Origin of the sequence: Pseudomonas sp. LABIM340 (assembly GCF_040017195.2) — a bacterium.
Taxonomy (GTDB): domain Bacteria; phylum Pseudomonadota; class Gammaproteobacteria; order Pseudomonadales; family Pseudomonadaceae; genus Pseudomonas.
Window position 1 is genome coordinate 5,563,525 of the sequence record NZ_CM200227.1, and the last position, 23,936, is coordinate 5,587,460.

Below are 23,936 nucleotides of genomic sequence, written 5' to 3' on the forward strand. Positions count from 1 at the left end.
CGAGGTTGCACCAGCTAAAAGCCCCTCCGGAAGTCCCGAAATATGGGCCTCTGAGGGGAACTGATGGTCACTTCATGCGATTCATAATGCTGATGTCCCAGGTTCAAGTCCCGGTGTAGCCACCATATCTCGAAAGGGGTTTAGCGAAAGCTGAACCCCTTTTCTTTTGCCTGCGAAAAACCCGCTCTCTCGTCTTACTCGGCCTCGTCGATCAACGCCGCCGAGTCGTTCCTCGTGTCATTCACCCGCAACGACACCCGATACCCCGCAAAGTCATCCCGCGCATGGTGAATCAAATCGTCTAGCGCTTCGCTGCGCGTAGCAGCAGATAACCACTCCTCGAAGTTCTCCGGCGCCAGCACCACGGGCATGCGGTGATGGATGAGTTTGATGCTGGGCACGGCGGATCGGGTCAGCAAGGCGCACGAGAGGACGGGCTCGCCATTAGGATTTATCCACAGGGACCAGAGACCGGCGATAGCGATGATGGGGTCGGTTGGGCTGTGAATGAAGTACGGCTGGTGGACCTCGCGACCGGCGGGGTTACGAACAGATTCCGTCTCGTTCCACTCGTACCAGCCCTGCGCGGGCATGAGGCAACGGGTGCTGCGCAGGGCGTGGCGCCAAAGGGGTTTGCCGGCAGCTTCCTCGCTGCGGGCGTTGAAGGAGAAGCGCGGCGGGGTGGACTGCTTCCACCAAGTGGGAATCAGGCCCCAGCGGGCGGGCAGCAGTTCGAGTTGGCCGCTTTCGTCGTGGCGCAGGATGGGCACGGTCATGGTCGGGGCGACGTTGTAGCAGGCCTGCAGCCAGCGCTGCGGCGTGCGCGCGCCGATGTGCCAGTAGCGTTCGATAGCGGCCTCTTCGGGGCTGACGTAACGTCCGCACATGCCGGGCACCTTGGGGAAAGGGATACTTTCACCTTGGGTGGCGAATGGCAGCCTGTCCAGACGGGGCGACGGGTGTCGGGTTAGCCCAGGCGCTCCAGCACGCCCTTTCCGATCACCCGCGTCGTCTCGCCCCCGAAGTCCACACTGCCCTCCTCCCGCAGGAATGCGTCCACCGCTCCATCGAGCCGGTCGGCCAGTTCCGGCACTTGCCAGTAATGCCGCAGCAGCATGCCAGCGCTGAGGATGGCGGCCAGCGGGTTGGCGCGGCCGGAGCCGGCGATGTCGGGGGCGCTGCCGTGGACAGGTTCGGCCAGGGCGATGCCGGTGCCGAGGTTGAGCGAGGGCGCCAGCCCCAGGCCGCCGCCCCAGTGGCTGGCGAGGTCGGAGAGGATGTCGCCGAAGAGGTTGGTGGTGACGATCAGGTCGAAGGCTTCCGGGCGCTCGACCAGTTGCAGGGCGGCGACGTCGACCAGGCGTTCGTCGAGCACGTCGCTCCAGCCGTCTTCGGCCAGCAGGTCGCGGCAGGTGTCGCGGAACAGGCCGCAGGTGAGCGGCAGGACGTTGGCCTTGTGCACGAGGGTGATGCGCCGGGCGTGACGCAGGCGGGCGAGTTCGGCGGCGCCGGCGGCGAGGCGCTCACAGGCGTCGCGGCTGATGACTCGCTCGGCGATGGCGACGCCTTCGGTTTCCCAGTGTTCGCGGCCGCTGTAGAGGCCTTCGCTGTTTTCCCGAAGGACCAGCAGGTCGATGCCGGCGCGGGGCGAGACCACCGGGCGCGAGCGCACGGGCCGCAGGTTGAGGTTCAGCGCCAGCGTCTGGCGCAGGCTGAGGATGGCGCTGCGGTACCCCTCGACCTTGTGACTGGGCGAGGAAACCGCGCCGAACAGCCCGGCTCCGCAGGCGCGCAGGCGTTCGTAGGTGGCGTCGGGAACGGAGGTGCCGTGGCGCTGGAAGCAGTCCCAGCCGGCTTCGGCTTCTTCTACCTGCAGGTCGGGCAGCAGGCGCTGCAGCACCTCCACGGCGACGGGCACGACCTCGCGGCCGATGCCGTCACCGGGGATGACGCAAAGGCGTCGGCTCAAGACTGGCCGAGCGGGCGCAGGCGGTATTGCGGCGGCAGTTGATCGAGGCCGCTGACGGTGACGTTGAGGTCCTTCCAGATGCCGTCCTTGATGCCGTAGATGCAGCCGTGCACGGAGATCTTCTGGCCGCGGTGCCAGGCGTTCTGGACGATGCTGGTGTGGCTGACGTTGGCGACCTGCTGGATGACATTGAGCTCGCAGAGGCGGTCGACGCGCTCTTCTTCCTTCTCGAACTGGGCGAGGTGGTCGCGGTATTCGTAGGCGAGGTCGCGGATGGTGCGCAGCCAGCCGTCGATCAGGCCGAGCTGGCTGTGGTGCAGTGCGGCGCGCACGCCACCGCAGCCGTAGTGGCCGGTGACCAGGATGTGCTTGACCTTGAGTACGTCGACGGCGAACTGGATGACCGACAGGCAGTTGAGGTCAGTGTGCAGCACGACGTTGGCGACGTTGCGGTGGACGAACAGGTCGCCGGGCAGCAGGCCGACGATCTGGTTGGACGGTACGCGTGCATCGGAGCAGCCGATCCACAGGTATTCGGGGGTCTGCTGGCGGGCCAGTTTGGCGAAGAAGTCGGGGTCTTCCTGCTTGATGGCTTCGGCCCAGCGGGCGTTGTTGTCGAACAGTTCCTGCAGATCGCTCATGTCCGGCTCCTCATCATTTGGCTGGCGGCACCTTACGCAGCGCGGGCGTGGCTGACAAGCCGCATCAGCGCACGGCGTTCAACCGCCACCAGCGCGGCGGACGCGGCGCCTGCTGCAGCGCCAGCTGGTGCCAGGCGTCGTGCCAGGCCTGGCCTTCGGCGGCAAGGCGCGGCCAGTCCAGCGTGCGCCGATCCAGGGCAGCGAGCAACTCGGTTTCCAGCCAGCCGTGGCCGGCTCGAAGGGCGTCGGCGAAGCCGGGATCGGCCAGGGCGCGCTGGTGCACGGTCTCGAAGCGCCACCAGAGAGAATCCTCAATGGCGTCGGTCTCGCGACTGAGCAGCCCCTCCCCGGCGCGCTCGTCGAAGCCCAACGGCTGGAACATCGACAGGCAGGGGGCGGAAGTCGCCGTCGCGGCAAGGCGCGGAGAGTCGCCGTCGAGCCGGGCGATGAGGCTGGCGGTGGTCTGCGAAGGGCGCCAGAAGCTGCCGGCATGCAGGCAGATCTGCCGGTTGTCGTGCAGGTTGAAGTGGTGCCCGCGGTGACCATGGCTGCGCAGGGCGACCACCAGCGCCAGCCAGTCGACCTGGGCCGGGCAGTGGGCGAGGAAGTCTTCGTTGAGCTGGCGGCGCTGGTGGGCGCCAGCCACCCAGGGCAGCACGCGGCCATCGAAGGCGCGGGCGAAATGGAAGTCGCCACGGCCGTTCCAGCAGCCGAAGCGACGCGCCTGGGTTTCCAGGTTGGGGCTGGCGAGGTCGTATTCGTGGCCGAGGCTCAGGGCATTGGAGATGGCCCAGCGCTCGACCTTCTTCGCCGCCCACAGGCGCCCGGCGGTTTCCAGCACCCAGGCTTCGTCGCGGTCGGCGATCAGGTAGCTGTTGTCGTAGCGCATGCGCTTGTTGCGATAGCCGGCCGGGCCGCCCTGGCCGTGGCGTTCCAGCAGTTCGGTGATCACTGCCAGGGCCTCGCGGGCGCTGCCGCCGCGCTCCAGGCCCAGGCGCAGCAGGTCCATGCCGAGCAGCGCCTCACCGTCACGCTGGGTCAGCCGGGTGAACACGGCTTCGTTGCCGATGGCCACGCCCTTGTCGTTGACGCCCATTTCGGCGCCCCACAGCCAGGCCGGCTGACTGAGGATGACGCCGTGGCGGTTGGCGGTCTGGGGGATCTGCAGGTAGCTGGTGCGCACCGTGGCCGCGCTGTCGCCGCTGACGGCGGGCAGGCGGATCAGGCGTTGCGCTTCGGCGGGTTCGCGGTCGCTGTTCTTGGCGAACCAGGTGGCCCCGCCGCTACGCAATACCAAGGTGTCGCACATAATCTTCCTCCCCGTGATCTTCCCGTGCGCCGAGCACTTCCCGCGCGGCGCGCTCCCCGGCCTCCACGGCCCCGTCGAAATAGCCCATCCAGCGCGTCGCCGTTTCTGTGCCGGCGAAGTGCAAACGCCCGTAGGGTTCGCGTAGGCGCGCCGCGCCGCTGCTCCACAGTCCCGGCGGGAACAGGGCGGCATAGCAGCCCCGGGCGAAGGGTTCCTCGGCCCAGGACTTGTCCACGTAATCCACCGGCTGCAGCGCCTGTTCGCCGAAGTAACGGGCGAAGCAGTCCAGCACCTGGCCACGGCGGTCGCCTGCGGGCCGGGCGTTCCATTGCCGCGCCTCGTCGCCTTCGATGAAGCCCAGCAGTACGCCGCGTCCGGAGTCAGGGACGCTGTTGTCGAAGGTCAGGCGCACCGGCCCGGTTTCGCTGGTGGCCTGGCCGGAGAGGCCCTTGTCGCGCCAGAAGGGTTTGTCGTAGAGCGCCATGCACTTGATCACCGCGCCCTGCGGCAGGCGTTGCAACAGTTGGTCGCGCCAGCTGGGCAACAGCGGTTCCTGGGTGATGCGCAGCAGTTGCGTTGGCGGGATGGCGAAGATGACATGGCTGGCCTGGTGCGTGCCGCGGTCGGTCACCAGTTCGACGCGGCTGCCGTCCTGGCGCACGGCGCGCACGGGTTCGCCGGTATGGACGTCGCCAACTCGCTCGGCCAGGGTTTCGCTGATCCGCTGGGAACCGCCGAGGATGCGGTCCTGCTGGGCGCCGCCTTCGACGCCGAGCACGGTGTCGAGGTTGGTGCCGCCATGGATATAGAAGAGGACATGAAGGAACGAGAGGTCATGGGGGCTGGCGGCGAACACGGCGCCGCACATCAGCTCGAAGACCTTGCGCCCGGTGGCGGTGCGCACGTTGCGCCGCAGCCATTCGGCGAAGGTGAGGCTGTCCCACTGGGGCGCCTTGGGGTGCAGGCTGGGATCGCCCAGCGGGATCTCCCGTGCCATGCGGTCCAGGCGGACATGGGCCTGAAGGACATCGAGCAGGACGTGGGGAGGAAACTTCGGGATGGTGCCGCGATACGGCCTGAGCCGGCCGCCGAAGAGGGTGAGGTTGTCGCCCTGGTTCCATTGCGGAAAGGTCGACAGGCCGAGCTCGGCCAGCAGGGAGAGGATACGCTCCTGGGTCGGGCCGACCCACTGGCCGCCCACTTCGACCACTTCGCCGCTGGCGAAGCGATGGTTGAGGGTGCGCCCACCGACGCGCTTGTTGGCCTCGATCACTTTCACCCGCCGCCCGGCTTGCGCCAGACGCCAGGCCGCGGTCAGCCCCGAAATACCGGCGCCCACCACGATCACATCACTGCGATTCATGTTTGCGACCTTATGTTCTTGTTGTTATTGGTCTTAAGGGTAAGCCAGGAATCGCCCTCGGAAAAACCCGATCGGCAGGAAATTTCTCAATAATTGCGGGGGAATCGAGGCGGCAGATTCCGACGCCTTGCCGAACGCGTGGAGTAGACCTGTAGGAGCGCGCCATGCGCGCGATCGCGGGCATGGCCCGCTCCTACAGGTTCGTGCCGATCTGGAATCGTAGCGAGATCAATCGACCAGCGTGCAGGCCATCACCAGCGCGTCTTCACGACCGCCTACAGCCGGGTAGTAATCGCGGCGGCGGCCGATTTCGTTGAAACCATAGCGCTCGTAGAGGCGGTAGGCCGGACCGTTGGAGGCGCGCACTTCAAGGAAGCACTCCACCCCGCCCTTCTCATGCGCACGCTTCATCAGGTGTTCCAGCAGCGCCAGCCCAAGGCCACGGCCCTGGCTTTCCGGTTTGACCGTGATGTTGAGCAGGTGCGCTTCATCGAGGATCAGCTGGATCACGCCGTGGCCGACCTGCTGGCTGCCTTCGAACATCACCCAGCATTCGTAGCTCTTCAGGCCGTCCGCGAAGGTGCCGCGCGTCCAGGGGTGGCTGAAGGCGGCGTATTCGATCTTGAGTACGGCATCGAGGTCCGCCTCGGTCATCGTGCGGAAGGAAACAGCGTCGCTCATGCAGGGGTCTGACTCATCCAGCGTTGCCGCACCCGGCGCATGGCGCGCCAGAGGTCGGCTTTCAAAGTGGGTTCTTCGGCCAGGCGCTCGAGGCCCGGCAGCGCCCAGGCAACGCCCAGGCCTTCGACCTGCAGCTCGCGCAGCAGGGATTCTTCATCGCCTTCGCCGGCGAAGCGCACGGCAGGCATGCCGACCAGCCACAGGCAGGAGCACGGGGCACCCTCCTCCAGCCGCGCGGCGACGAAACCCTGGACGAACTCGCGGGCGGCTTGCGGGCCCTGGTCCATGTTGCCGCGGGAGAACAGCGGCCAGCGTACCGGCTCGCCCATCAGTTGCGGGCTGTCCGGCAGGCCGGCGGCGCGCAGCAGGTCTTTGAGCAGCAGGTAGGCCGGGTCACGGCTGGCCAGCGGCTCGCCGGTAGGCAGTTCGACCAGCAGGGTACATTCGCCGGCGCGCAGCAATTGCAGGGCGAAACGCGGCGGCGGGGCGACTGGCGCGCGGACGGCCGGCTCGGCTTCCGCCTCGGTCGCCTCTTCGGCTTTGACCGGCGCGGCCGGCTTGGCCTGGGCACCGACCTTGGGCAGCAGGCGCGCGGCAATCGAGCCGGGCTCGCCGGCCATGACCGGCGCAGGCGCGGGTGCAGCAACCGGAGCGGCAGCCTCGCGTGCAGCCGCGGCGGGCGCAGCAGCCATGGGCTCGGCGACGATGGGCGCGGGGGTTTCCAGCAGCTCCGGGCGCGACGGTGCAGCGAACGGCAGCACCACGCGCGGCAGCCAGCTGGCGACCTGCATGGCGCCAAGGTAGGCGCGGCGACGGGCTTCTTCGATCAAGGGGCGTTTACCTGTGGGTGGTGCCTGCATGGGCAGGCCGACACGACGAGGCGGGATTGTCGCGTGAAACGCGCCGGGGGGAAAGGCCGGCGGGCGGAGAGCCTGTACGTTTCGCTTACGGAGTGCCGAAGACGTAGACGTTGCCGGTGAGCTTGACCGCGCCGGTGGCCTGGTAGGTGAGCAGGTTGGTCTGCTGCAGACCGCTGCCGGACACCTTGCCCTGGTTGGCGCCGCCCAGGGTGAACTGCAGGTTGCTGGCGCTGGCGTTGGTCAGGCCGACCTTCATGGCCTGACGGTTGAACAGCGCGCCGTCGCCGTTGAAGCCGTTGTTGATGGTCACCATGTCGATGGACATGCCGTCGAAGCTGAAGGTGCCCTTGATGTTGTCCAGCACGATGTAGCCGGTGCTGTTGAGTGGCTGGATCGCCAGGCGCGCGCCGCAGCCGCCGGTGCAGCGGGTATCGGCGGTGTTGGCGGCGAGGTTGAAGTTGACGCTCAGGCTGACACCGTCCTGGCCGCTGACGTCGGCCATTTCGCTGTCGTCCAGGCCGCGCATCTCGCCGTGGACGGTCGCGGCAGCCAGCAGCAACAGGGGGGCCAGGAGTCGGCTCGAAAGGCGTGCGGTTTTCACGGCGAGTCTCCTCATGCGCTAGCGCGGCAGGTTCACGGTGCGGACGTTCAGGTAGTCGATGCGCAGGCCGCGAATGGCCTGGGAACCGACGTCGGTGCCGCTGATGTTCAGGTTGCCAATGCTGATATTGCTCTTCTGCACGTTCTGGTAGAAGGCGTCGTGATTGGCCCAGGTGACGCCCGGCGCGCTGAGCACCAGGTCGCCGTTGCTGGCCACCGAGAGCGTCGCCGGCTGGTAGTTGGCGTCGCCCAGGTTGAGGTCGAAGTAGACGTTCTTGGCCACCACCTTGTTGGTGTCGGCGCAGTTCTCACAGCCGGCGATGATCAGCTTGTCGGCGTACATCTGCAGGCTCATGGAGGCCTTCAGCCCAGCGGCGTCGCCCCACAGGTTGAGGTACGAGCCGTTGAGGGTGAAGTTCTCCAGGGCGATGGAGAAGAAGTCGGTGCGGGTGGTGGTGGCGCCCGCGCTACCGTTGCTGTTGTAGGCGGTGCTGGGCAGGGTGAACTTGGTGGCGATGCCGATATCCAGGCCCTGGATGCGTGTGCCGGAAGAGCTCTGCATGGCGTTGGCCACCAGTTGCACCGTGGAGACGTTCTTCTCAGTGCGGGTGATGGTGCCGCTGACGCAGGTAGTGGCGCTGCCGCCTTGCGAGCCGCAGAGCTGGACGAACTTGTCGTAGTCGCTGGCGCGCTGGCTCAGGGTGACGCCGTTGCGACTGACCGACCAGGAGGCGCTGAGGTCCTGCTGTGCCTTGGTGAGGTCGGTGGTGCTGCTGGCGTACCTGTCCACCGAGTCGTTGTAGGCCTTCACCCCCGAGTTGCTGCTGCAACCGACGATGCCGCCGCAACTGTACTTCTCGCCGAAGTCCGGCTTGTTGGTACAGGCAATGCCCAGGACGGTATCGCAAACCCGAGCCGGAGCCACATTGAAGGTGCTCTGCATGGTGCTGTAGTTGTTCTTCTGCACCACCTGCGCGGCATCCACTGTCGCCTTGCGCTGGTTGACCACGACCATGTCGGCATCGATGCCGCTCTTGAGCGTCACCATGTTGTTCGAATAGGTGGTCAGCAGCGTGTCGCGCTGGGTCTTCAGGGCGCTCAGCTCGGTGTTGATCTTGTTGGTCGCCTGGGCCGGGTTGGTGCAACCGGCGTCGCCATACAGGCAGCCCTGGTAGTAGGACCAGAGGCCGAACTTGTGGGTGTCGTTGATCGGGTCGGTCCAGGTCGGCGTCATCAGTTGCAGCGCTTCCTGGTTGGCCGGGATGTTCAGCCCCGCCTTGTACTTCACCGGGCCGAGGGTGAAGGGGTGCATGGGTGTGCCGAGGTAGGCCTTGGTGTCGAGGGTGCCGCGCTGGCTGCCGGCGCCTTTTATATAGGCGCCAGTGATATCCACCTGCACATCCTGGTTGGCGCTGTTCTTCACCCCGGTGATCTTCGAAGTGGCGGTGGCCTGGTCGTAGCTGAAGCCATCGATGAAGAAACCCAGGCCCGCGCCGCTGACCTCTTCCAGTTGATCGTCATCCAGGGCCTTCATGCCCAGCGCCGGCAGACTGACCAGGCAACCGGCGAGACAGGCAGCTACCGCTGCGCGCCAGCTCATGTCAGCAGCCCGACGCTTGCGAGCCCATGCAGGTGGACTGCCGGGGCAGGCCGCGCAGGGCGTCGTAGAGGTTGATCAGGATCGGGTACACCGCGTCCGCGCCGCTGCCCACCTTCGGGAAGTTGGCGAAGGCGCCGGACTGGGTATTGACGAAGTTGCCGGCGTTGGCGAGGTCCTGCCAGGGCACGTTCTGATTCTGCAGGGAGAAGAAGATGCCCTGGGCGCCGGTGTTGATGTCTGTGGAGCCCGGCTTGCCGATGTAGATGGTCTTGTAGTTGGTCAGGTCGAAGCAGGTCGTCAGGCCCAGCGCCTGGCAGTTGCTGGTGGTCGACAGGGTCGGGATCAGCGATGCGATCAGGCCGCCGGCGTCAGAATGCAGCGAGTCGCCCTTGGCGATACCGATCTGCTCGGCGCGGTTGATCGGCTGGCCGTTGATGGTGGCCTCGCCGGTACCGGACTTGAGCAGCACCACGTCGGCGTACACCGGGGTATCGCCGGCCACGGCCAGCGCCAGGCAGTTGATGATGTTCGGGCAGCCATTGCGGGTGTAGTAGTCGTAGGCGATGGAGGCCGGGCCGTAGATCTGCCCCTGCAGGTTGCCGGTGATCGACAGGATGTCGCCGGAGAGATCGCCCTGCGCCTTGCCGAAGCCGACGCGCGCACCGACCAGCTGGCGCACGCCATTGTTGGTCTGGAAAGCGAACTCGACGTACGGGTCCTGGATCTGAAAGGGCACCACCTTGGCGTCCGGGGTGTTGGCGTTGTCCACCCGGCCCAGGGCGAAGTTGTTGATCAGGATGTCCGCCGGCTGGCCGGAAACGGTGGTCGAACCGGTGCGGCTGTAGTTGCCCAGGCTCAACTGGTCGATGTTGGTCAGCAGGCTGACGTCAGCACCGAAGTTGAGCCGGGTGTACTGGTAGTTCTGGTAGGTGGAAGCGTCGACGGTGAGCATCGCGCCCTGGCCGGAGATGGCGGACAGCTCTTCATCGTCCATCGACTGCATGCGCGCCTGGGCGGAAAAGGCCAGCAGGCCGCCGCAGAGCAAGGCTAGGGCACGCATGAGCGGACCGGAGGACTGACGCATGGCACTCTCCTTTCCTGGCTCCCTGTTCGCGGGCGCCTGTTGTTATTCGTCGGGCGTATCGGGTCAGCGAACAGGTCGAGACTCGGCGCCGTGATGCCACTATAGGAATTCACCCGCCACGGCGGGCCGACCCATAGTCGAGTAAATCGCTCCGAACGATAGACGAGGAAAGGAAAGTCCGGGTCTGGTTGTTACCCATCGTCACACCAGGGTGACAGCTTCGGGCAATCGGCGGCTCACTGGTGGCGGAACAGGCCGATCAGGTGCTCGGCGATCGCACCCTTGATGGCGTCGAGGTTCAGTCGCGAATGGGCCTGCAGCTTGGCGATGTTCAGGCGATGCAGGTGCAGCGAGGGCATGCGCGCCTCGTACTCGCGCAGGTCGCCTTTCACCAGTACCGGCAGGAAGATATCCCCCCGCATGCGGTAACGGTTGATCAGCAGCTTGAGGCCGTCCTGGAAGGGCAACTCCCGCGAGGCCACCAGCCGGTGCTCGCCGGGGATTTTCAGGTAAAGGCCGCTGTAGCCCATGGTCTCGCCAGGCAGGATATGGATACCGGTGGGCTCCACCGCGTCGCCGGGGATGTCGTGGAAGGTGTCGAACCAGGCTTGCTCGTCCGGGAGAATGGTGATGCCGCCTTCCTGGCTCTCCGGGATCACGAAGCTGTAGTTGCTGTAGAGCTTCTCGACATACGACGAGTAGATGCACAAGCGATTCTCGAAGCGCTGCAGGAAGGCGATGGCTTCGTTGCGATCGGTGATCGCATCCAGGTCCCAGTCGAGGTCGTCCTGGCGTTCCAGTTCGGCCCAACGGGCTTTGGCGAGTGCGGCGTCGTAGGTCATCGGCGTAAATCAGACTCTGATATCTAGGTCTCTGGTAAGGACTTTGGCAAAAAACTTGCCAGAAAATTCAGCCATTTAGGCCCCATTTTCCGTGAGATGCGTCACACGGGCGCTGATGGTGCAGTCGCAAACTGACGCGTTTCGTCACCCTGTCGGCCAGGGGTAGGCCTTTGCAGTACAATCGCCCCCTTTGTTCATTCCGGGCCCAACCAAGCCGATGATCGACCCACGACGCGTACTACGCGCCCTCGCCGAACACTGGGTGCTGCTCGAACCGCTGTGCGAGCGCTTCGACGCCGGCACCCTGAGCCTGGTGGAGCTGCGCATCCAGCTCACCAGCCAGTTGCCCGACAGCACTCCGGTGGACATCACCGCCCTGCTCGACCAGTGGGTCCGCCTGGACATCCTCGTCCCGGTAGCCAAGAGCCCCAACCGCTTCGAGCTGAACGCGCAGATCCACGACTTCCTCGCCTACCTGCGCCAGGAACACCGCCTGGGCCTGTGCCTGGAGATCGAAGCCTACCTGCGCCACCTTGAGCGTCTGGCCGGCTACATCCGCGAAGCTTTCGAAGCACGCGACGGCAACGACCTGGCCCGCCAGCTGCGTCTGCTCGACATGCGCGTGCGCGACGTACTGAAGAAGCTTGCCAACGATGAGCAGGCGCTGGTCGCCGTGGCCGAGCGGGCCAAGACCCAGGACCGGCAGATTCCGCTGCGCCAGCGCTACGCGGAAGTCCTGGCGACCTGGGACGAATACGTCGAGCCGATGATCCAGCTGGTCTCCGCCGACGGCGCCTTCGAACAGGGCGTGCACCGCGTGGAGCAAGTGCTGCTGCGCCTGCTCAGCGAGCAGGCGCGCCTCGGCCAGCTGGTTGACGACGACCAGCTGCTGCGCACCCACGCGCGCATCCTGGAAATGCAGACCACTGCCCAGCTCACCCTGCGCCGCGCCCGCGAACTGCTGCTGCCACTGCGTGAAGAGGCCCGCCGGCACAACGCGATCACCCGTGGCGCCGCGCTGGCGCTGTCGGTCATCCGCCGCAAGGGCATCGACGCCGTGCCACAAGCCGCCCTGCCGATGTTCACCCGGCCGCAAAGCAACTTCCTCGGCACCGCCTCCCAGGTCGAGAGCTACGTCTTCGCCCTCGCCAGCTTCCAGCCCAAGCCGGCGCACTTCCCCAAGGCCAGCGGCAATCGCAAGAGCGACGGCCCGCAGCGCTCGCCGCGCACCGCCCGGGAAATGCTCGACCGCTGCCAGGCCGCGCTGCCGCTGCCGGATCTGATGAACTGGCTGCTGGAGCAGGAGCCCGAAGGCGCCACCGACGAGCTGCTCTACTGGTTCTCGCGCCTGTCGCGCGATGCCCGCTTCCAGCGCGACCGCCTCGATCGCCGCCAATACGACACTCTCCAGCACAGCGTCAGCCTGTGCTCCTTCGCCCTGATCGCCGGCCCGACCGCTGGCAAGGACAGCAAGAGCGAATCGCATGCAGATTAATCTCACCGAAATGACCCAGCTCGCGCCGATCTTCCGCGAGCTGTTCAAGGGCTTCCACATCAGCCGCCGCGACCCGGAGCTGTACAGCCAGCTGTCCAACCAGCAGGACGCCTACCGCGCGCTGTTCCGCAGCCTGGGCTACGAACTGGTCTGCGATACCCGCGGCTTCTACTACTTCGTGCCCGAACAGGTCGGCGCCCAGGTGAACAAGACCGCCCAGCGCCTGGCGCTGTTCACCTTCATCCTCGTCGAGCACCTCGCCGACCAGGGCCGCGACCCGCTGGCCGTCCTCGATGGCGGCAGCATCGGCCGCGACGAGCTACCGCCGCTGCTGGAGAAGTACCGCGACCTGTTCCTGCAGGCCGAGGTGACCACTCAGGAAGAACTGGAAGAGAAGGTCATGCGCCGCCTCACCCAGCTCGGCTTCGCCGCCGAGGACAACGGCGTGTACCGCTTCCTGCCGCCGATCCACCGCTTCCTCGACGTCTGCCTGTCGGTCCAGCAGGACCGCGACCTGGCCGCCAACCTTCACGCCAGCGAAATGCAGTTCACCGCTCCCGTGCTGATGGAAGAAGACGACGAGCCGGTGGTGATCCTCGAAAGCTATACCGCCGCTGCCGACGAAGAGATCGTTGCCATCAGCGCCCCCGTCGAGGCCGTCGAAGCGGCTATTGAAGAAGAAAGCGAAGAAGACGCCCTCGCCCGCGCCATCGCTGAAGAACAAGCCGACATGGAGCCCCAGGCATGACCCAGGAACGCTACGGCATCCGCCGCTTCGCCCTGCTCAACACCGCCGGCTACAGCCTCGGCATCTTCCCGCTGGAACAGCCGCTGTCGGTCTACGGCGCGAACAACCTCGGCAAGTCGGCGTCGATCAACGCGCTGCAGTTCCCGATCCTCGCGCGCATGTCCGACATGAGCTTCGGCAAGTACAGCCTGGAAGCCTCGCGCAAGTTCTACTTCGCCACCGACACCAGCTACATCCTGGTCGAGCTGGACCTGCCCAACGGTCGCCACGTGATCGGCGTCGGCGGCCGCGGTCCGGGCGGCGGCTTCGGCCACCAGTTCTTCGCCTATCAGGGCGAGCTGGACCTGGAGCACTACCAGAAGAACGGCACCTGCCTGCGCCTGCGCGAGCTGTACGCCAACCTCGAGCGCGAGGGCATCAAGTCCTACGAGGTCAAGCCCGACGAGCTGCGTCGCCTGCTGGTTGGCGGCCACACCTCGATCCCGCTGGACCTGACCCTGATCCCGCTGCGCTCCACCAGTGAACAGAGCCTGAAGACCTTCCGTTCGCTGTTCATCAACCTGCTGCACATGCGCGAGATCACCGCCGCCAAGCTCAAGCAGTTGTTCCTCGACGCCTTCGAGCACAGCCTGCGCTCGGGCAGCGTCGACTACATCGCCGCCTGCGAGGAAGCCTTCCGCGACGTGCGCCGCATGGAGGGCGACTACCAGGCCCTGGTCGCCGCCGGCCCGCTGGTCGAGGCCCTGGCCAACGGCGTGCAGCAGCGCGAACTGCTGCGCGGCAAGATGCACCGCCTCTCGCCGCTGCTGGATAACCTGCTCGGCACCTGGGAAGACTACTCCGGCGCCCGCAAGGAAGAGCTGGTCATCCAGTCCGAACACTACCGCCGCGAGCAGGACGGCCTGCAGAACGAACAGCGCGGCAGCACCGCCGAACTGATGCGCCTGGAGCGCGAGATCAGCGAAATCCAGCGCTGGATGGGCGAACTGGCCGTGCTGAAGAACCGCTTCGCGCTGGTCGAGGACGTCAAGGTGCTGGAGCAGCAACTGCTCGCCGCCAAGGACGCCCACGACGAACTGGCCGGCGCCCTGGCGCACTCCCGGCAGTTCTCCAGCGAAGACCTGGAAGAGCGCATGCGCGACCTGGAGAAGCGCCTCAAAGGCGTCCGCCAGCAGCTCGAACATGCCGACAACAACAGCTACGCCCGCCTGCGCGAGGAGTTCTCCCAGCAGGACGTGGAGCGCCTGATGCGCCTGTTCAACGGTGCGCTGTTCAGCCTGCCGCTGGGCGACAAGGGCGTCGACCTCGACGAGGCCGGCCAGTGGGTCGGCAGCGTCGAGAAGATCCTCGATGCCTTCAAGGGCGAACGCTTCGAAGTGCCCGGCCTGACCATCGACCTCTCCACCATCGAGCCGCCGGCCCTGCAGGCCCTGGCCGACCGCGCCGCCCTGCGCGACCAGAAGGAACGCCTGGAGAAGGAGCTCAAGCAGCTCAAGACCCAGCAGGCCGTGGCCGCCGACCGCAACGCCAGCAAGGCTCAAGCGGACAAGTTCTACCAGGACGTACTCGACGCGCAGAAAGCGCTGGAAGACTTCCGCCGCAGCCAGACCCTGAACGCCGAAGAGCCGGGCAAGCTGGAACAGCTCGCCCAGCTGGAAGCCACCCAGGACGAACTCAAGCGCTCCGCCGACGCCTTCACCGAACGCGTCCAGCAGCTCTCCGCCAAGCTGCAGCTGATCGGCCGCCAACTGGCCGACATGGAAGCCAAGCAGCGCACCCTCGACGACGCCCTGCGCCGCCGCCAGCTGCTGCCGGCCAACCTGCCCTTCGGCATCCCGTTCATGGACCCGGTCGACGACTCCATGGACAACCTGCTGCCGCTGCTCAACGACTACCAGGACACCTGGCAGTCGCTGCAGCGCGTGGATGGTCAGATCGAGGCGCTGTACGCCCAGGTGCGCCTGAAGGGCGTCGCCAAGTTCGACAGCGAGGATGATCCGGAGCGTCGCCTGCAACTGCTGATCAACGCCTACGCGCACCGCACCGACGAAGCCCTCACTCTAGCGAAGGCCAGACGAGCGGCGGTCACCGACATCGCCCGTACCCTGCGCAATATCCGCAGCGACTACGACAACCTGGAGCACCAGCTGGCGCTGTTCAACCGCGAGATCAACAAGCGCCAGGTGTCGAACCTGCAGAGCTTCCGCATCGTGCTGGCGCCGAACAAGGACGCGCTCAAGCACATCGACCAGATCATCCACAGCGCCGGCCAGTACGAAGAAGGCGAGAACCTCTCGGTCTTCGACCTGACCCAGAGCGCCGAGCAAGATGCGAAGAACGAGGAAGCCAAGGACTACCTGTCGCGCCTGGTGGCGGCGAACAACAACCAGCTGGGCCTGAAAGACCTGTTCGAGCTGGCGTTCGAGATCACCAAGATGGGCGGCCAGCCGATCATGCACACCGACATCGACGGCGCTGCATCCAACGGCACCACCATGACCATCAAGGCGCTGACCAACATGTACCTGTTGCTGCACCTGATGGACCGCGAGCAGGCTGGTCGCATCCGCCTGCCCTACTACCTCGACGAGGCGGCGGACATCGACGAACGCAACCAGTCGGCGCTGCTGGAGACCAGCCTGCAGCTGGGCTTCGTGCCAATCCTGGCGAGCGTGAAGCCGCAGGTGTCGGCCCAGGTGGCCATCGACCTGGAAGGCGGAAGCGGCCCCAACGGTATCTACATCGACGAGGCGGACTGGAAGTACATCCGCCGTCGAACTCTCGATAATGGGGACGAGAAGGCTGCGCGCAACGACGTGGAGGCGAGCGCCGAGCCGGCGTGATGCTTTGCAGCGTCGAAAAAAGCCCCGCAATGCGGGGCTTTTTCTTGTGGGCTATTTGTAGGATGGGTGGAGCTTGCGATACCCATTCTGTCCTACCGACCATGTCGATGGGTATCGTTGCGCTCCACGCCATCCTACGGGTGCTGCTCACCCTTCATTCGTACGCGCCACATGAAAAAGGGCCGCAATCGCGGCCCTTTTCCTGTTCGGCTGGAACTCAGTTCGCCTTGCCCAGCGGGATCTTCGGCGCCCAGTCCAGCCACTCGTCGTTTGCCTCGTCGAACAACGCGAAGGTCTGGCCCGGCTTGGCCGGCGAGCCCATCTCGGCATTGTTCGGGGTGGCGAAGGCCACGCCGCCAGCGAGGATGGTCTCCATCGACTCGGTGCGCACCTTCACGCCCTTGAACAACCCGGCATCCACGCCGACACCGCTGGTGTTCCAGAAGCGGCTGCCCGTCCGCACCAGTGCCGCGTAACGCGGTTCGATGAGGACGTGGATCAGCACGCGGTCGGCTGTTTCACCCAGCTCGAAAGACGTCACCTTGCCGACCTGTACCTCACGGTAGGTCACCGGGACGCCAGTCTTCAGCGAGCCACGACGAGCCGCACTCAGCGTCAGGCGCAGGCCATCGGCATCCAGCAGGCGATTCGGTTCGCCCCCCAGCAGGCTGAAGCTGGTCTGCGCCTGGCTGGGCTTGGATGCGGGGAGAACCTCGATGTACTGACCGCTGACGATGGTGCCCAGGTTGCTGACACCGGACAGACCGACCTGCGGCCCCACTACCCAGAATCGGGTCCCCTGGCGAGCGATACGATCCGCCCCGCGGGTCAGGCGCGCTTTCAGCTGCACGCTCTGCAGGTCCTTGCTCAGCTCCACCTGCTCGACGCGGCCCACCTCCAGCCCCTTGTAACGCAGGACGGTGCCTTCCTTCAGGCCGTCGGCGGTATCAGCACGCAGTTCGATCATCTGGCCCTTCAGGTGAGCATCATCCTCACTGTCGAACAGGGCGAAGCGACGCACTTTAGTGATCGGCGCCGCCTTGGGGTCGGGCGTATCGAAGGCAATGCCACCGGCGATCAGCGTCTGCAGCGACTCGCTCTTGAGTTTGATCCCGTCCAGACCGCCACTGATGGTGACACCGCTGATATTCCAGAAGCGCGACGAGGTGTTCACCAGCTTGGCGTATTCCGGCTCGATGTGGACACCGATGACCAGACGCGACGGGTCACGACGGGAGAGCTGGTAGCTCTGCACGCTGCCGACCTTCATCTGGCGATAGAGGATCGGCGTGCCGACTTCCAGCGAACCGAGCTGGTCGGTCGTCAGCACCAGGTGCAGGCCCGGAGCGTCGAGATTCAGCGGCGGCGCCTTGGGCCGGATGACGAAATCACGGGTCGGTTCCCCGCCGCTGGCAAAGCGCACGTTGAGGTAGTTGCCCTTCACCAGCGCCTCGAGCCCCGTGATCCCGGCCAGCGAGATGCTTGGCTTGACCATCCAGAACTCGGTCTTGCTGTTGAGGAACTCTTCGGTGCGCGGATCCATGGACAGGGTGGCAGTGGCACCGTTGAAGTCCTTGTCCATGTCAATGCTCTTGACCGTACCGACTTCAACGCCGTTGTACATCACCGGCGTGCTGCCGGGAGTCAGGCCGCTGACGTCGCTGACCTTCACCTTGACGCTGAGCCCGGCCTGCGCGGCATCGTAGTCCTCATACAGGCGGAAGGGCTTGGTCGGGTCGGTGGGCGGGCTGTCCGCATAGTTCTCCGGCGTGGCGAAGGCGATGCCGCCGGCGGCGATGCTTGCCAGGGACTCAGTGCGCAGCTTCAGGCCGCTGAGGCTGCCGGAAAGGGTGATGCCGCTGGCATTCCAGAAACGCGTATGTTTGCGCACCAGATTGGCGTAGGCCGGTTCGATGTGGACCTTCACCTCGATGGTCTTCTGGTCTTCCGCCAGCCGGTAGCTCTTCACCTGGCCAACCTGGATCTGCCGGTAATAGATCGGGCTGCCCTGCTCCAGCGAGCCCAGGCGATCGGCCTTCAACGTCAGGTGCAGGCCGGGCAGGCTGTCGGAGAGCGGTGGCGGCTCCTTCAGGGCGACGAACTCCTTCTGCTGCTCACCCTTCACCGGGTCGATCGCGATGTAGTTACCCGATACCAGTGTCTCCAGGCCGGTGACGCCAGCGATGGAAACCCGCGGCTTGACCAGCCAGAAGCGCGTGCTCTTGCTCAGGTACTCGGCGGCCTCCTTGCGCATCTCCACCATGGCGATCACGCCCAGGGTCGGCTTGTTCACATGCAGGTCGATGACCTTGCCGACGCCGATCCCCTTGAAGATCACCTCGGTCTTGTTGGCCTGGATACCCTCGCCGCTTTCGAACTGGATCTGGATCATGATCCCCGCCTGGTCATAGGCACGCCATGCCAGCCAGGCACCGATCGCCAGGGCGATCAGCGGGAGGATCCAGATAGCCGACCAGTTGGTGGTCTTGCGCATCTTGGGTGTTGGGAGGTCACTCATCGTTTTCTTCCGCGTCCGTGTTATCCCAGATCAGCCGGGGATCGAAAGTCACTGCAGCCAGCATGGTGAGCACCACCACGCTGGCGAAGGCGGCTGCACCGAGGTTTGCCTCGATGCTGGCCAGATTACCGAAGTTCACCAGCGTCACCAGGATCGCGATGACGAAGATGTCGAGCATCGACCAGCGACCGATCCATTCGATGAAGCGATACATCACATTCCGTTGCAGGGCGGAAAGCGGCTGTCGCCGCTGCACCGAATACAGTAGCAGCGCAATGCCGACGAGCTTGAAAGTGGGCACCAGGATACTGGCGACGAAGACCACGGCAGCGATGGGAATCATGTCCGCGTTGATCAACTCGACCACGCCTTCCATGATCGTCGCCGGCATCCCGTTGCCGAGGAAGTTCACCGTCATGATCGGCAGCAGGTTGGCGGGGATGTAGAGGATCGCCGCCGTGATCAGCAGCGCCCAGGTCCGGATGATGCTGTTGGGCGTCCGCTCATGCACCACGGCACCACAGCGGCTGCAGTGGGTCTCGTCATGTTCCTCGCGCCGGTTGAGCTGGTGGCATTCGCCACACACCACGATCCCCACATCAATGGCTCGCATCGTCGAACTCCCCACACAGCTCGCCCCACACCTGGTGGTGGGACATCGTGACTTCGAGCCAGACCTGAGTGAGCAGCAAGCCCACGAAGCAGGCCAGGCCAACGCTGACGTGCAACTCCGCCATCCCTATCAGCTTGACGATGGAGACGAGGATGCCCATCAGGTACACCTCGAGCATTCCCCACTCCCGCAGGTGCTGGTAGCCGCGCAGTAGCAGCATGCCGTGCTCGCGCAGCGCCTTGTAGCGGATGGACAGCAGCACGAACAACTGACAGAGCAGCTTCGCCAGTGGAATCACCATGCTGCACAGGAACACCAGGAAAGCGACGCCAGCCATATTCGAGTGATACAGGCCAACGACGCCGCTCCACACGGTGTCCATGCTGGTCTGGCCCAGGATGGTGATGTGCATGATCGGCAGGAAGTTCGCCGGGATGTATAGAAACAGCGCCGTCAGCACCAACGCCAGGGCACGGCGGGCCATGTGGGGACGGTGGATTTCCAGTTCATACCCGCAACGCGGACAGACTGATCGGTGCCCAAGCGGAACGGGCTCGCGGCGCATCAGCAGGTCGCACTCGTGGCAAGCCATCAGCTCTTCCAGAGGCAGGTCCTGCAAGGCATGTCCTTCGATGTCGGGCATGTAGGAACTCAGGGAAAATTTGAAGCTATTGTAGACGACGCAACCGCCCATCCGGAGCCCGAACAATGCCTCAAATTTCGTGGAGAAAGCTGCCAGCCGTGCAGTTCTCTGCGACGCCCCTCGTACGCGGGATAGCCGTCATCACCTGTGTGGATTTCCATGGGAAAAAGCAAAACCCCCGGCCAGCGATGCTGACCAGGGGTCTTGGGATTAGCGTTCCTTTCGAAACGTTGTCCCCCACTACCAGGCAGATTCCTAGGCATTACTCACCCGTCCGCCGCTGAATCCGGGAGCAAGCTCCCATCATCCGCTCGACTTGCATGTGTTAGGCCTGCCGCCAGCGTTCAATCTGAGCCATGATCAAACTCTTCAGTTCAATACTGCTTGGGTTTTGAGAAAACCCTAAACTTGGCTCAGCAATCGCATGCTCTATTTAAAGAGCTAAAACTCTCGAATTCACGAGTGTTACTTGCGTTGCTGATAATCAGTCGATCATCAGTCTTACATCACAAGCACCCACACGAATTGCTTGATTCAACTTGTTAAAGAGCAGTTGGTTAAGGCTTTCGTCTCAACCGAGGCGCGCATTCTACGCTAACCTCATCTTCCGTCAAGCTTTATTTTTCGAAAATTTCTTTTCTACTCAATCGCTTGGCTTTGGAGAGCCTGAGCTCTCGTCAGCGGCAAGCACAAACTGTGTGCTTACACTAATAGGCAAAGCCCCGGACAGCGAAGCTGACCGGGGCTTTGGGATAGGAGCTTGACGATGACCTACTCTCACATGGAGAAACTCCACACTACCATCGGCGATGCGTCGTTTCACTACTGAGTTCGGGATGGGATCAGGTGGTTCCAACGCTCTATGGTCGTCAAGCAATTCTTTATGGACGCTCGTGGCAGGTGCACACGCTCATCCAGATTCGGGTATGTGACAGGTAATTTGCGGTTCACACGAACTTTCGGTTCGTTACGTCTTCACCGTACAACACGCAAATTGTTTGGGTGTTATATGGTCAAGCCTCACGGGCAATTAGTATCGGTTAGCTCAACGCCTCACAGCGCTTACACACCCGACCTATCAACGTCGTAGTCTTCGACGGCCCTTCAGGGGAATCAAGTTCCCAGTGAGATCTCATCTTGAGGCTAGTTTCCCGCTTAGATGCTTTCAGCGGTTATCTATTCCGAACATAGCTACCCGGCAATGCCACTGGCGTGACAACCGGAACACCAGAGGTTCGTCCACTCCGGTCCTCTCGTACTAGGAGCAGCCCCTCTCAAATCTCAAACGTCCACGGCAGATAGGGACCGAACTGTCTCACGACGTTCTAAACCCAGCTCGCGTACCACTTTAAATGGCGAACAGCCATACCCTTGGGACCGGCTTCAGCCCCAGGATGTGATGAGCCGACATCGAGGTGCCAAACACCGCCGTCGATATGAACTCTTGGGCGGTATCAGCCTGTTATCCCCGGAGTACCTTTTATCCGTTGAGCGATGGCCCTTCCATACAGAACCACCGGATCACTAAGACCTACTTTCGTACCTGCTCGACGTGTCTGTCTCGCAGTCAAGCGCGCTTTTGCCTTTATACTCTACGACCGATTTCCGACCGGTCTGAGCGCACCTTCGTACTCCTCCGTTACTCTTTAGGAGGAGACCGCCCCAGTCAAACTGCCCACCATACACTGTCCTCGATCCGGATAACGGACCAGAGTTAGAACCTCAAGCATGCCAGGGTGGTATTTCAAGGATGGCTCCACGCAGACTGGCGTCCACGCTTCAAAGCCTCCCACCTATCCTACACAAGCAGGCTCAAAGTCCAGTGCAAAGCTACAGTAAAGGTTCACGGGGTCTTTCCGTCTAGCCGCGGATACACTGCATCTTCACAGCGATTTCAATTTCACTGAGTCTCGGGTGGAGACAGCGCCGCCATCGTTACGCCATTCGTGCAGGTCGGAACTTACCCGACAAGGAATTTCGCTACCTTAGGACCGTTATAGTTACGGCCGCCGTTTACCGGGGCTTCGATCAAGAGCTTCGCTTTCGCTAACCCCATCAATTAACCTTCCGGCACCGGGCAGGCGTCACACCCTATACGTCCACTTTCGTGTTTGCAGAGTGCTGTGTTTTTAATAAACAGTCGCAGCGGCCTGGTATCTTCGACCGGCATGGGCTTACGGAGTAAATCCTTAACCCTCGCCGGCGCACCTTCTCCCGAAGTTACGGTGCCATTTTGCCTAGTTCCTTCACCCGAGTTCTCTCAAGCGCCTTGGTATTCTCTACCCAACCACCTGTGTCGGTTTGGGGTACGGTTCCTAGTTACCTGAAGCTTAGAAGCTTTTCCTGGAAGCATGGCATCAACCACTTCATCATCTGAAAGATGACTCGTCATCAGCTCTCGGCATTAAGACCCCGGATTTACCTAAGATCTCTGCCTACCACCTTAAACTTGGACAACCAACGCCAAGCTGGCCTAGCCTTCTCCGTCCCTCCATCGCAGTAACTAGAAGTACAGGAATATTAACCTGTTTCCCATCGACTACGCTCTTCAGCCTCGCCTTAGGGACCGACTAACCCTGCGTCGATTAACGTTGCGCAGGAACCCTTGGTCTTTCGGCGTGGGAGTTTTTCACTCCCATTGTCGTTACTCATGTCAGCATTCGCACTTCTGATACCTCCAGCAAGCTTCTCAACTCACCTTCACAGGCTTACAGAACGCTCCTCTACCGCGCATCTTGCGATGCACCCGTAGCTTCGGTGTATGGTTTGAGCCCCGTTACATCTTCCGCGCAGGCCGACTCGACTAGTGAGCTATTACGCTTTCTTTAAAGGGTGGCTGCTTCTAAGCCAACCTCCTAGCTGTCTAAGCCTTCCCACATCGTTTACCACTTAACCATAACTTTGGGACCTTAGCTGACGGTCTGGGTTGTTTCCCTTTTCACGACGGACGTTAGCACCCGCCGTGTGTCTCCCACGCTGACACTTCCAGGTATTCGGAGTTTGCATCGGTTTGGTAAGTCGGGATGACCCCCTAGCCGAAACAGTGCTCTACCCCCTGGAGTGATACGTGAGGCGCTACCTAAATAGCTTTCGAGGAGAACCAGCTATCTCCGAGCTTGATTAGCCTTTCACTCCGATCCACAAGTCATCCCCTACCTTTTCAACGGGAGTGGGTTCGGTCCTCCAGTCAGTGTTACCTAACCTTCAACCTGCTCATGGATAGATCGCCCGGTTTCGGGTCTATACCCAGCGACTAAAACGCCCTATTAAGACTCGCTTTCGCTACGCCTTCCCTATACGGTTAAGCTCGCCACTGAATATAAGTCGCTGACCCATTATACAAAAGGTACGCAGTCACCTAACAAAGTAGGCTCCCACTGCTTGTACGCATACGGTTTCAGGTTCTATTTCACTCCCCTCTCCGGGGTTCTTTTCGCCTTTCCCTCACGGTACTGGTTCACTATCGGTCAGTCAGTAGTATTTAGCCTTGGAGGATGGTCCCCCCATATTCAGACAAAGTTTCTCGTGCTCCGTCCTACTCGATTTCACTTCAAAGAACCTTTCACATACGGGGCTATCACCCACTATGGCCGCACTTTCCAGAGCGTTCTGTTAGATTCAAAGAAGCTTAAGGGCTAATCCCCGTTCGCTCGCCACTACTAAGGGAATCTCGGTTGATTTCTTTTCCTCAGGGTACTTAGATGTTTCAGTTCCCCTGGTTCGCCTCTTACACCTATGTATTCAGTGCAAGATACCTAACTTATGCTAGGTGGGTTTCCCCATTCAGAGATCTCCGGATCAAAGTCTGTTTGCCGACTCCCCGAAGCTTATCGCAGGCTACCACGTCTTTCATCGCCTCTGACTGCCAAGGCATCCACCGTATGCGCTTCTTCACTTGACCATATAACCCCAAGCAATCTGGTTATTGTCTCGAACGTGAAGACGACATTCGCCGAAAATTCGCGCTTGAACTCGCAAATTTTACCTTGACTTGAATAATCACCAGTGAAAGAGATTATTCAGTCTACTTCTATCACATACCCAAATTTTTAAAGAACAGTTCTGGCACAAAGACCAGACATCAATGTTCGTTCATCCTGAACATTCATGTCTGAGCTTTCGACGAT

The 23,936-nt window shown here is 63.0% G+C and carries 17 protein-coding genes and 2 rRNA genes; 3 read left to right on the forward strand and 16 right to left on the reverse strand.

Annotated elements, in window-relative coordinates:
* Positions 1 to 194: 194 nt before the first annotated feature.
* The 11 genes from ABKS89_RS25645 to ABKS89_RS25695 all read right to left on the reverse strand — a co-directional run bounded on the left by ABKS89_RS25645 (position 195) and on the right by ABKS89_RS25695 (position 10,949).
* Positions 195 to 887 (reverse strand): SOS response-associated peptidase, encoded by a 693-nt coding sequence (locus ABKS89_RS25645; protein ID WP_348587569.1) that lies wholly within the window; start codon positions 885 to 887, stop codon positions 195 to 197.
* An 80-nt stretch (positions 888 to 967) separates the two neighbouring features.
* On the reverse strand, positions 968 to 1,969 hold the full coding sequence (locus tag ABKS89_RS25650; protein ID WP_348587571.1) for an isocitrate/isopropylmalate dehydrogenase family protein: 1,002 nt from the start codon (positions 1,967 to 1,969) through the stop codon (positions 968 to 970).
* Complete coding sequence (can, locus tag ABKS89_RS25655) at positions 1,966 to 2,610, reverse strand: carbonate dehydratase (RefSeq protein WP_081516408.1); 645 nt, start codon at positions 2,608 to 2,610, stop codon at positions 1,966 to 1,968. Before can ends, ABKS89_RS25650 begins: the two co-directional genes overlap by 4 nt.
* A 64-nt stretch (positions 2,611 to 2,674) precedes the next feature.
* Positions 2,675 to 3,919 carry a C69 family dipeptidase gene (locus ABKS89_RS25660; RefSeq protein WP_348587573.1) on the reverse strand — a complete coding sequence of 415 codons (1,245 nt, stop codon included), beginning with the start codon at positions 3,917 to 3,919 and terminating at the stop codon, positions 2,675 to 2,677.
* Positions 3,894 to 5,282 carry a flavin monoamine oxidase family protein gene (locus ABKS89_RS25665; protein WP_348587574.1) on the reverse strand — a complete coding sequence of 463 codons (1,389 nt, stop codon included), beginning with the start codon at positions 5,280 to 5,282 and terminating at the stop codon, positions 3,894 to 3,896. The genes ABKS89_RS25660 and ABKS89_RS25665 overlap by 26 nt, the downstream gene beginning before the upstream one ends.
* A gap of 228 nt (positions 5,283 to 5,510) precedes the next feature.
* The gene (rimI, locus tag ABKS89_RS25670; RefSeq protein WP_348587575.1) at positions 5,511 to 5,963 is read right to left on the reverse strand and encodes a ribosomal protein S18-alanine N-acetyltransferase; all 453 of its coding nucleotides are present in this window, start codon (positions 5,961 to 5,963) and stop codon (positions 5,511 to 5,513) included.
* The gene (locus tag ABKS89_RS25675; RefSeq protein ID WP_138215882.1) at positions 5,960 to 6,793 is read right to left on the reverse strand and encodes an energy transducer TonB; all 834 of its coding nucleotides are present in this window, start codon (positions 6,791 to 6,793) and stop codon (positions 5,960 to 5,962) included. The genes rimI and ABKS89_RS25675 overlap by 4 nt, the downstream gene beginning before the upstream one ends.
* A gap of 115 nt (positions 6,794 to 6,908) precedes the next feature.
* Entirely contained in the window at positions 6,909 to 7,424 is a 516-nt protein-coding gene (locus tag ABKS89_RS25680; RefSeq protein ID WP_138215881.1) for a DUF6160 family protein, read from the reverse strand.
* A gap of 18 nt (positions 7,425 to 7,442) precedes the next feature.
* Positions 7,443 to 9,023, reverse strand: coding sequence for a hypothetical protein (locus ABKS89_RS25685; protein WP_348587576.1), 1,581 nt, complete (start codon positions 9,021 to 9,023; stop codon positions 7,443 to 7,445).
* Position 9,024: 1 nt separating this feature from the next.
* Positions 9,025 to 10,107: a hypothetical protein gene (locus ABKS89_RS25690; protein WP_138215879.1), complete on the reverse strand. Its 1,083-nt coding sequence runs from the start codon at positions 10,105 to 10,107 to the stop codon at positions 9,025 to 9,027.
* A 236-nt stretch (positions 10,108 to 10,343) separates the two neighbouring features.
* Positions 10,344 to 10,949: a hypothetical protein gene (locus tag ABKS89_RS25695; RefSeq protein WP_138215878.1), complete on the reverse strand. Its 606-nt coding sequence runs from the start codon at positions 10,947 to 10,949 to the stop codon at positions 10,344 to 10,346.
* Between the two features lie 217 nt (positions 10,950 to 11,166).
* On the opposite strand from ABKS89_RS25695, the gene mksB reads away from it, so the two are divergent.
* Genes mksB through mksF form a run of 3 tightly spaced genes read left to right on the forward strand, consistent with a single transcriptional unit; the run spans position 11,167 to position 16,035 of the window.
* The gene (mksB, locus tag ABKS89_RS25700; protein WP_138215877.1) at positions 11,167 to 12,444 is read left to right on the forward strand and encodes an Mks condensin complex protein MksB; all 1,278 of its coding nucleotides are present in this window, start codon (positions 11,167 to 11,169) and stop codon (positions 12,442 to 12,444) included.
* A complete protein-coding gene (gene mksE, locus ABKS89_RS25705; protein WP_348587577.1) occupies positions 12,434 to 13,192 on the forward strand; it encodes an Mks condensin complex protein MksE in 759 nt (252 codons plus the stop codon). The genes mksB and mksE overlap by 11 nt, the downstream gene beginning before the upstream one ends.
* Positions 13,189 to 16,035 carry an Mks condensin complex protein MksF gene (mksF, locus tag ABKS89_RS25710; protein WP_348587579.1) on the forward strand — a complete coding sequence of 949 codons (2,847 nt, stop codon included), beginning with the start codon at positions 13,189 to 13,191 and terminating at the stop codon, positions 16,033 to 16,035. Before mksE ends, mksF begins: the two co-directional genes overlap by 4 nt.
* A 217-nt stretch (positions 16,036 to 16,252) precedes the next feature.
* Here the strand turns inward: mksF and ABKS89_RS25715 are convergent, their stop codons facing one another.
* From ABKS89_RS25715 to ABKS89_RS25735, 5 genes are all read right to left on the reverse strand, one after another.
* Positions 16,253 to 18,553, reverse strand: coding sequence for a PqiB family protein (locus ABKS89_RS25715; RefSeq protein WP_348587581.1), 2,301 nt, complete (start codon positions 18,551 to 18,553; stop codon positions 16,253 to 16,255).
* Positions 18,546 to 19,166, reverse strand: coding sequence for a paraquat-inducible protein A (locus ABKS89_RS25720; RefSeq protein WP_348587583.1), 621 nt, complete (start codon positions 19,164 to 19,166; stop codon positions 18,546 to 18,548). Before ABKS89_RS25720 ends, ABKS89_RS25715 begins: the two co-directional genes overlap by 8 nt.
* Entirely contained in the window at positions 19,153 to 19,809 is a 657-nt protein-coding gene (locus tag ABKS89_RS25725) for a paraquat-inducible protein A (protein WP_348587585.1), read from the reverse strand. Before ABKS89_RS25725 ends, ABKS89_RS25720 begins: the two co-directional genes overlap by 14 nt.
* Positions 19,810 to 20,567: 758 nt before the next feature.
* Positions 20,568 to 20,683, reverse strand: a 5S ribosomal RNA gene (rrf, locus tag ABKS89_RS25730).
* Positions 20,684 to 20,818: 135 nt separating this feature from the next.
* A 23S ribosomal RNA gene (locus tag ABKS89_RS25735) occupies positions 20,819 to 23,710 on the reverse strand.
* Between the last annotated feature and the right edge of the window lie 226 nt (positions 23,711 to 23,936).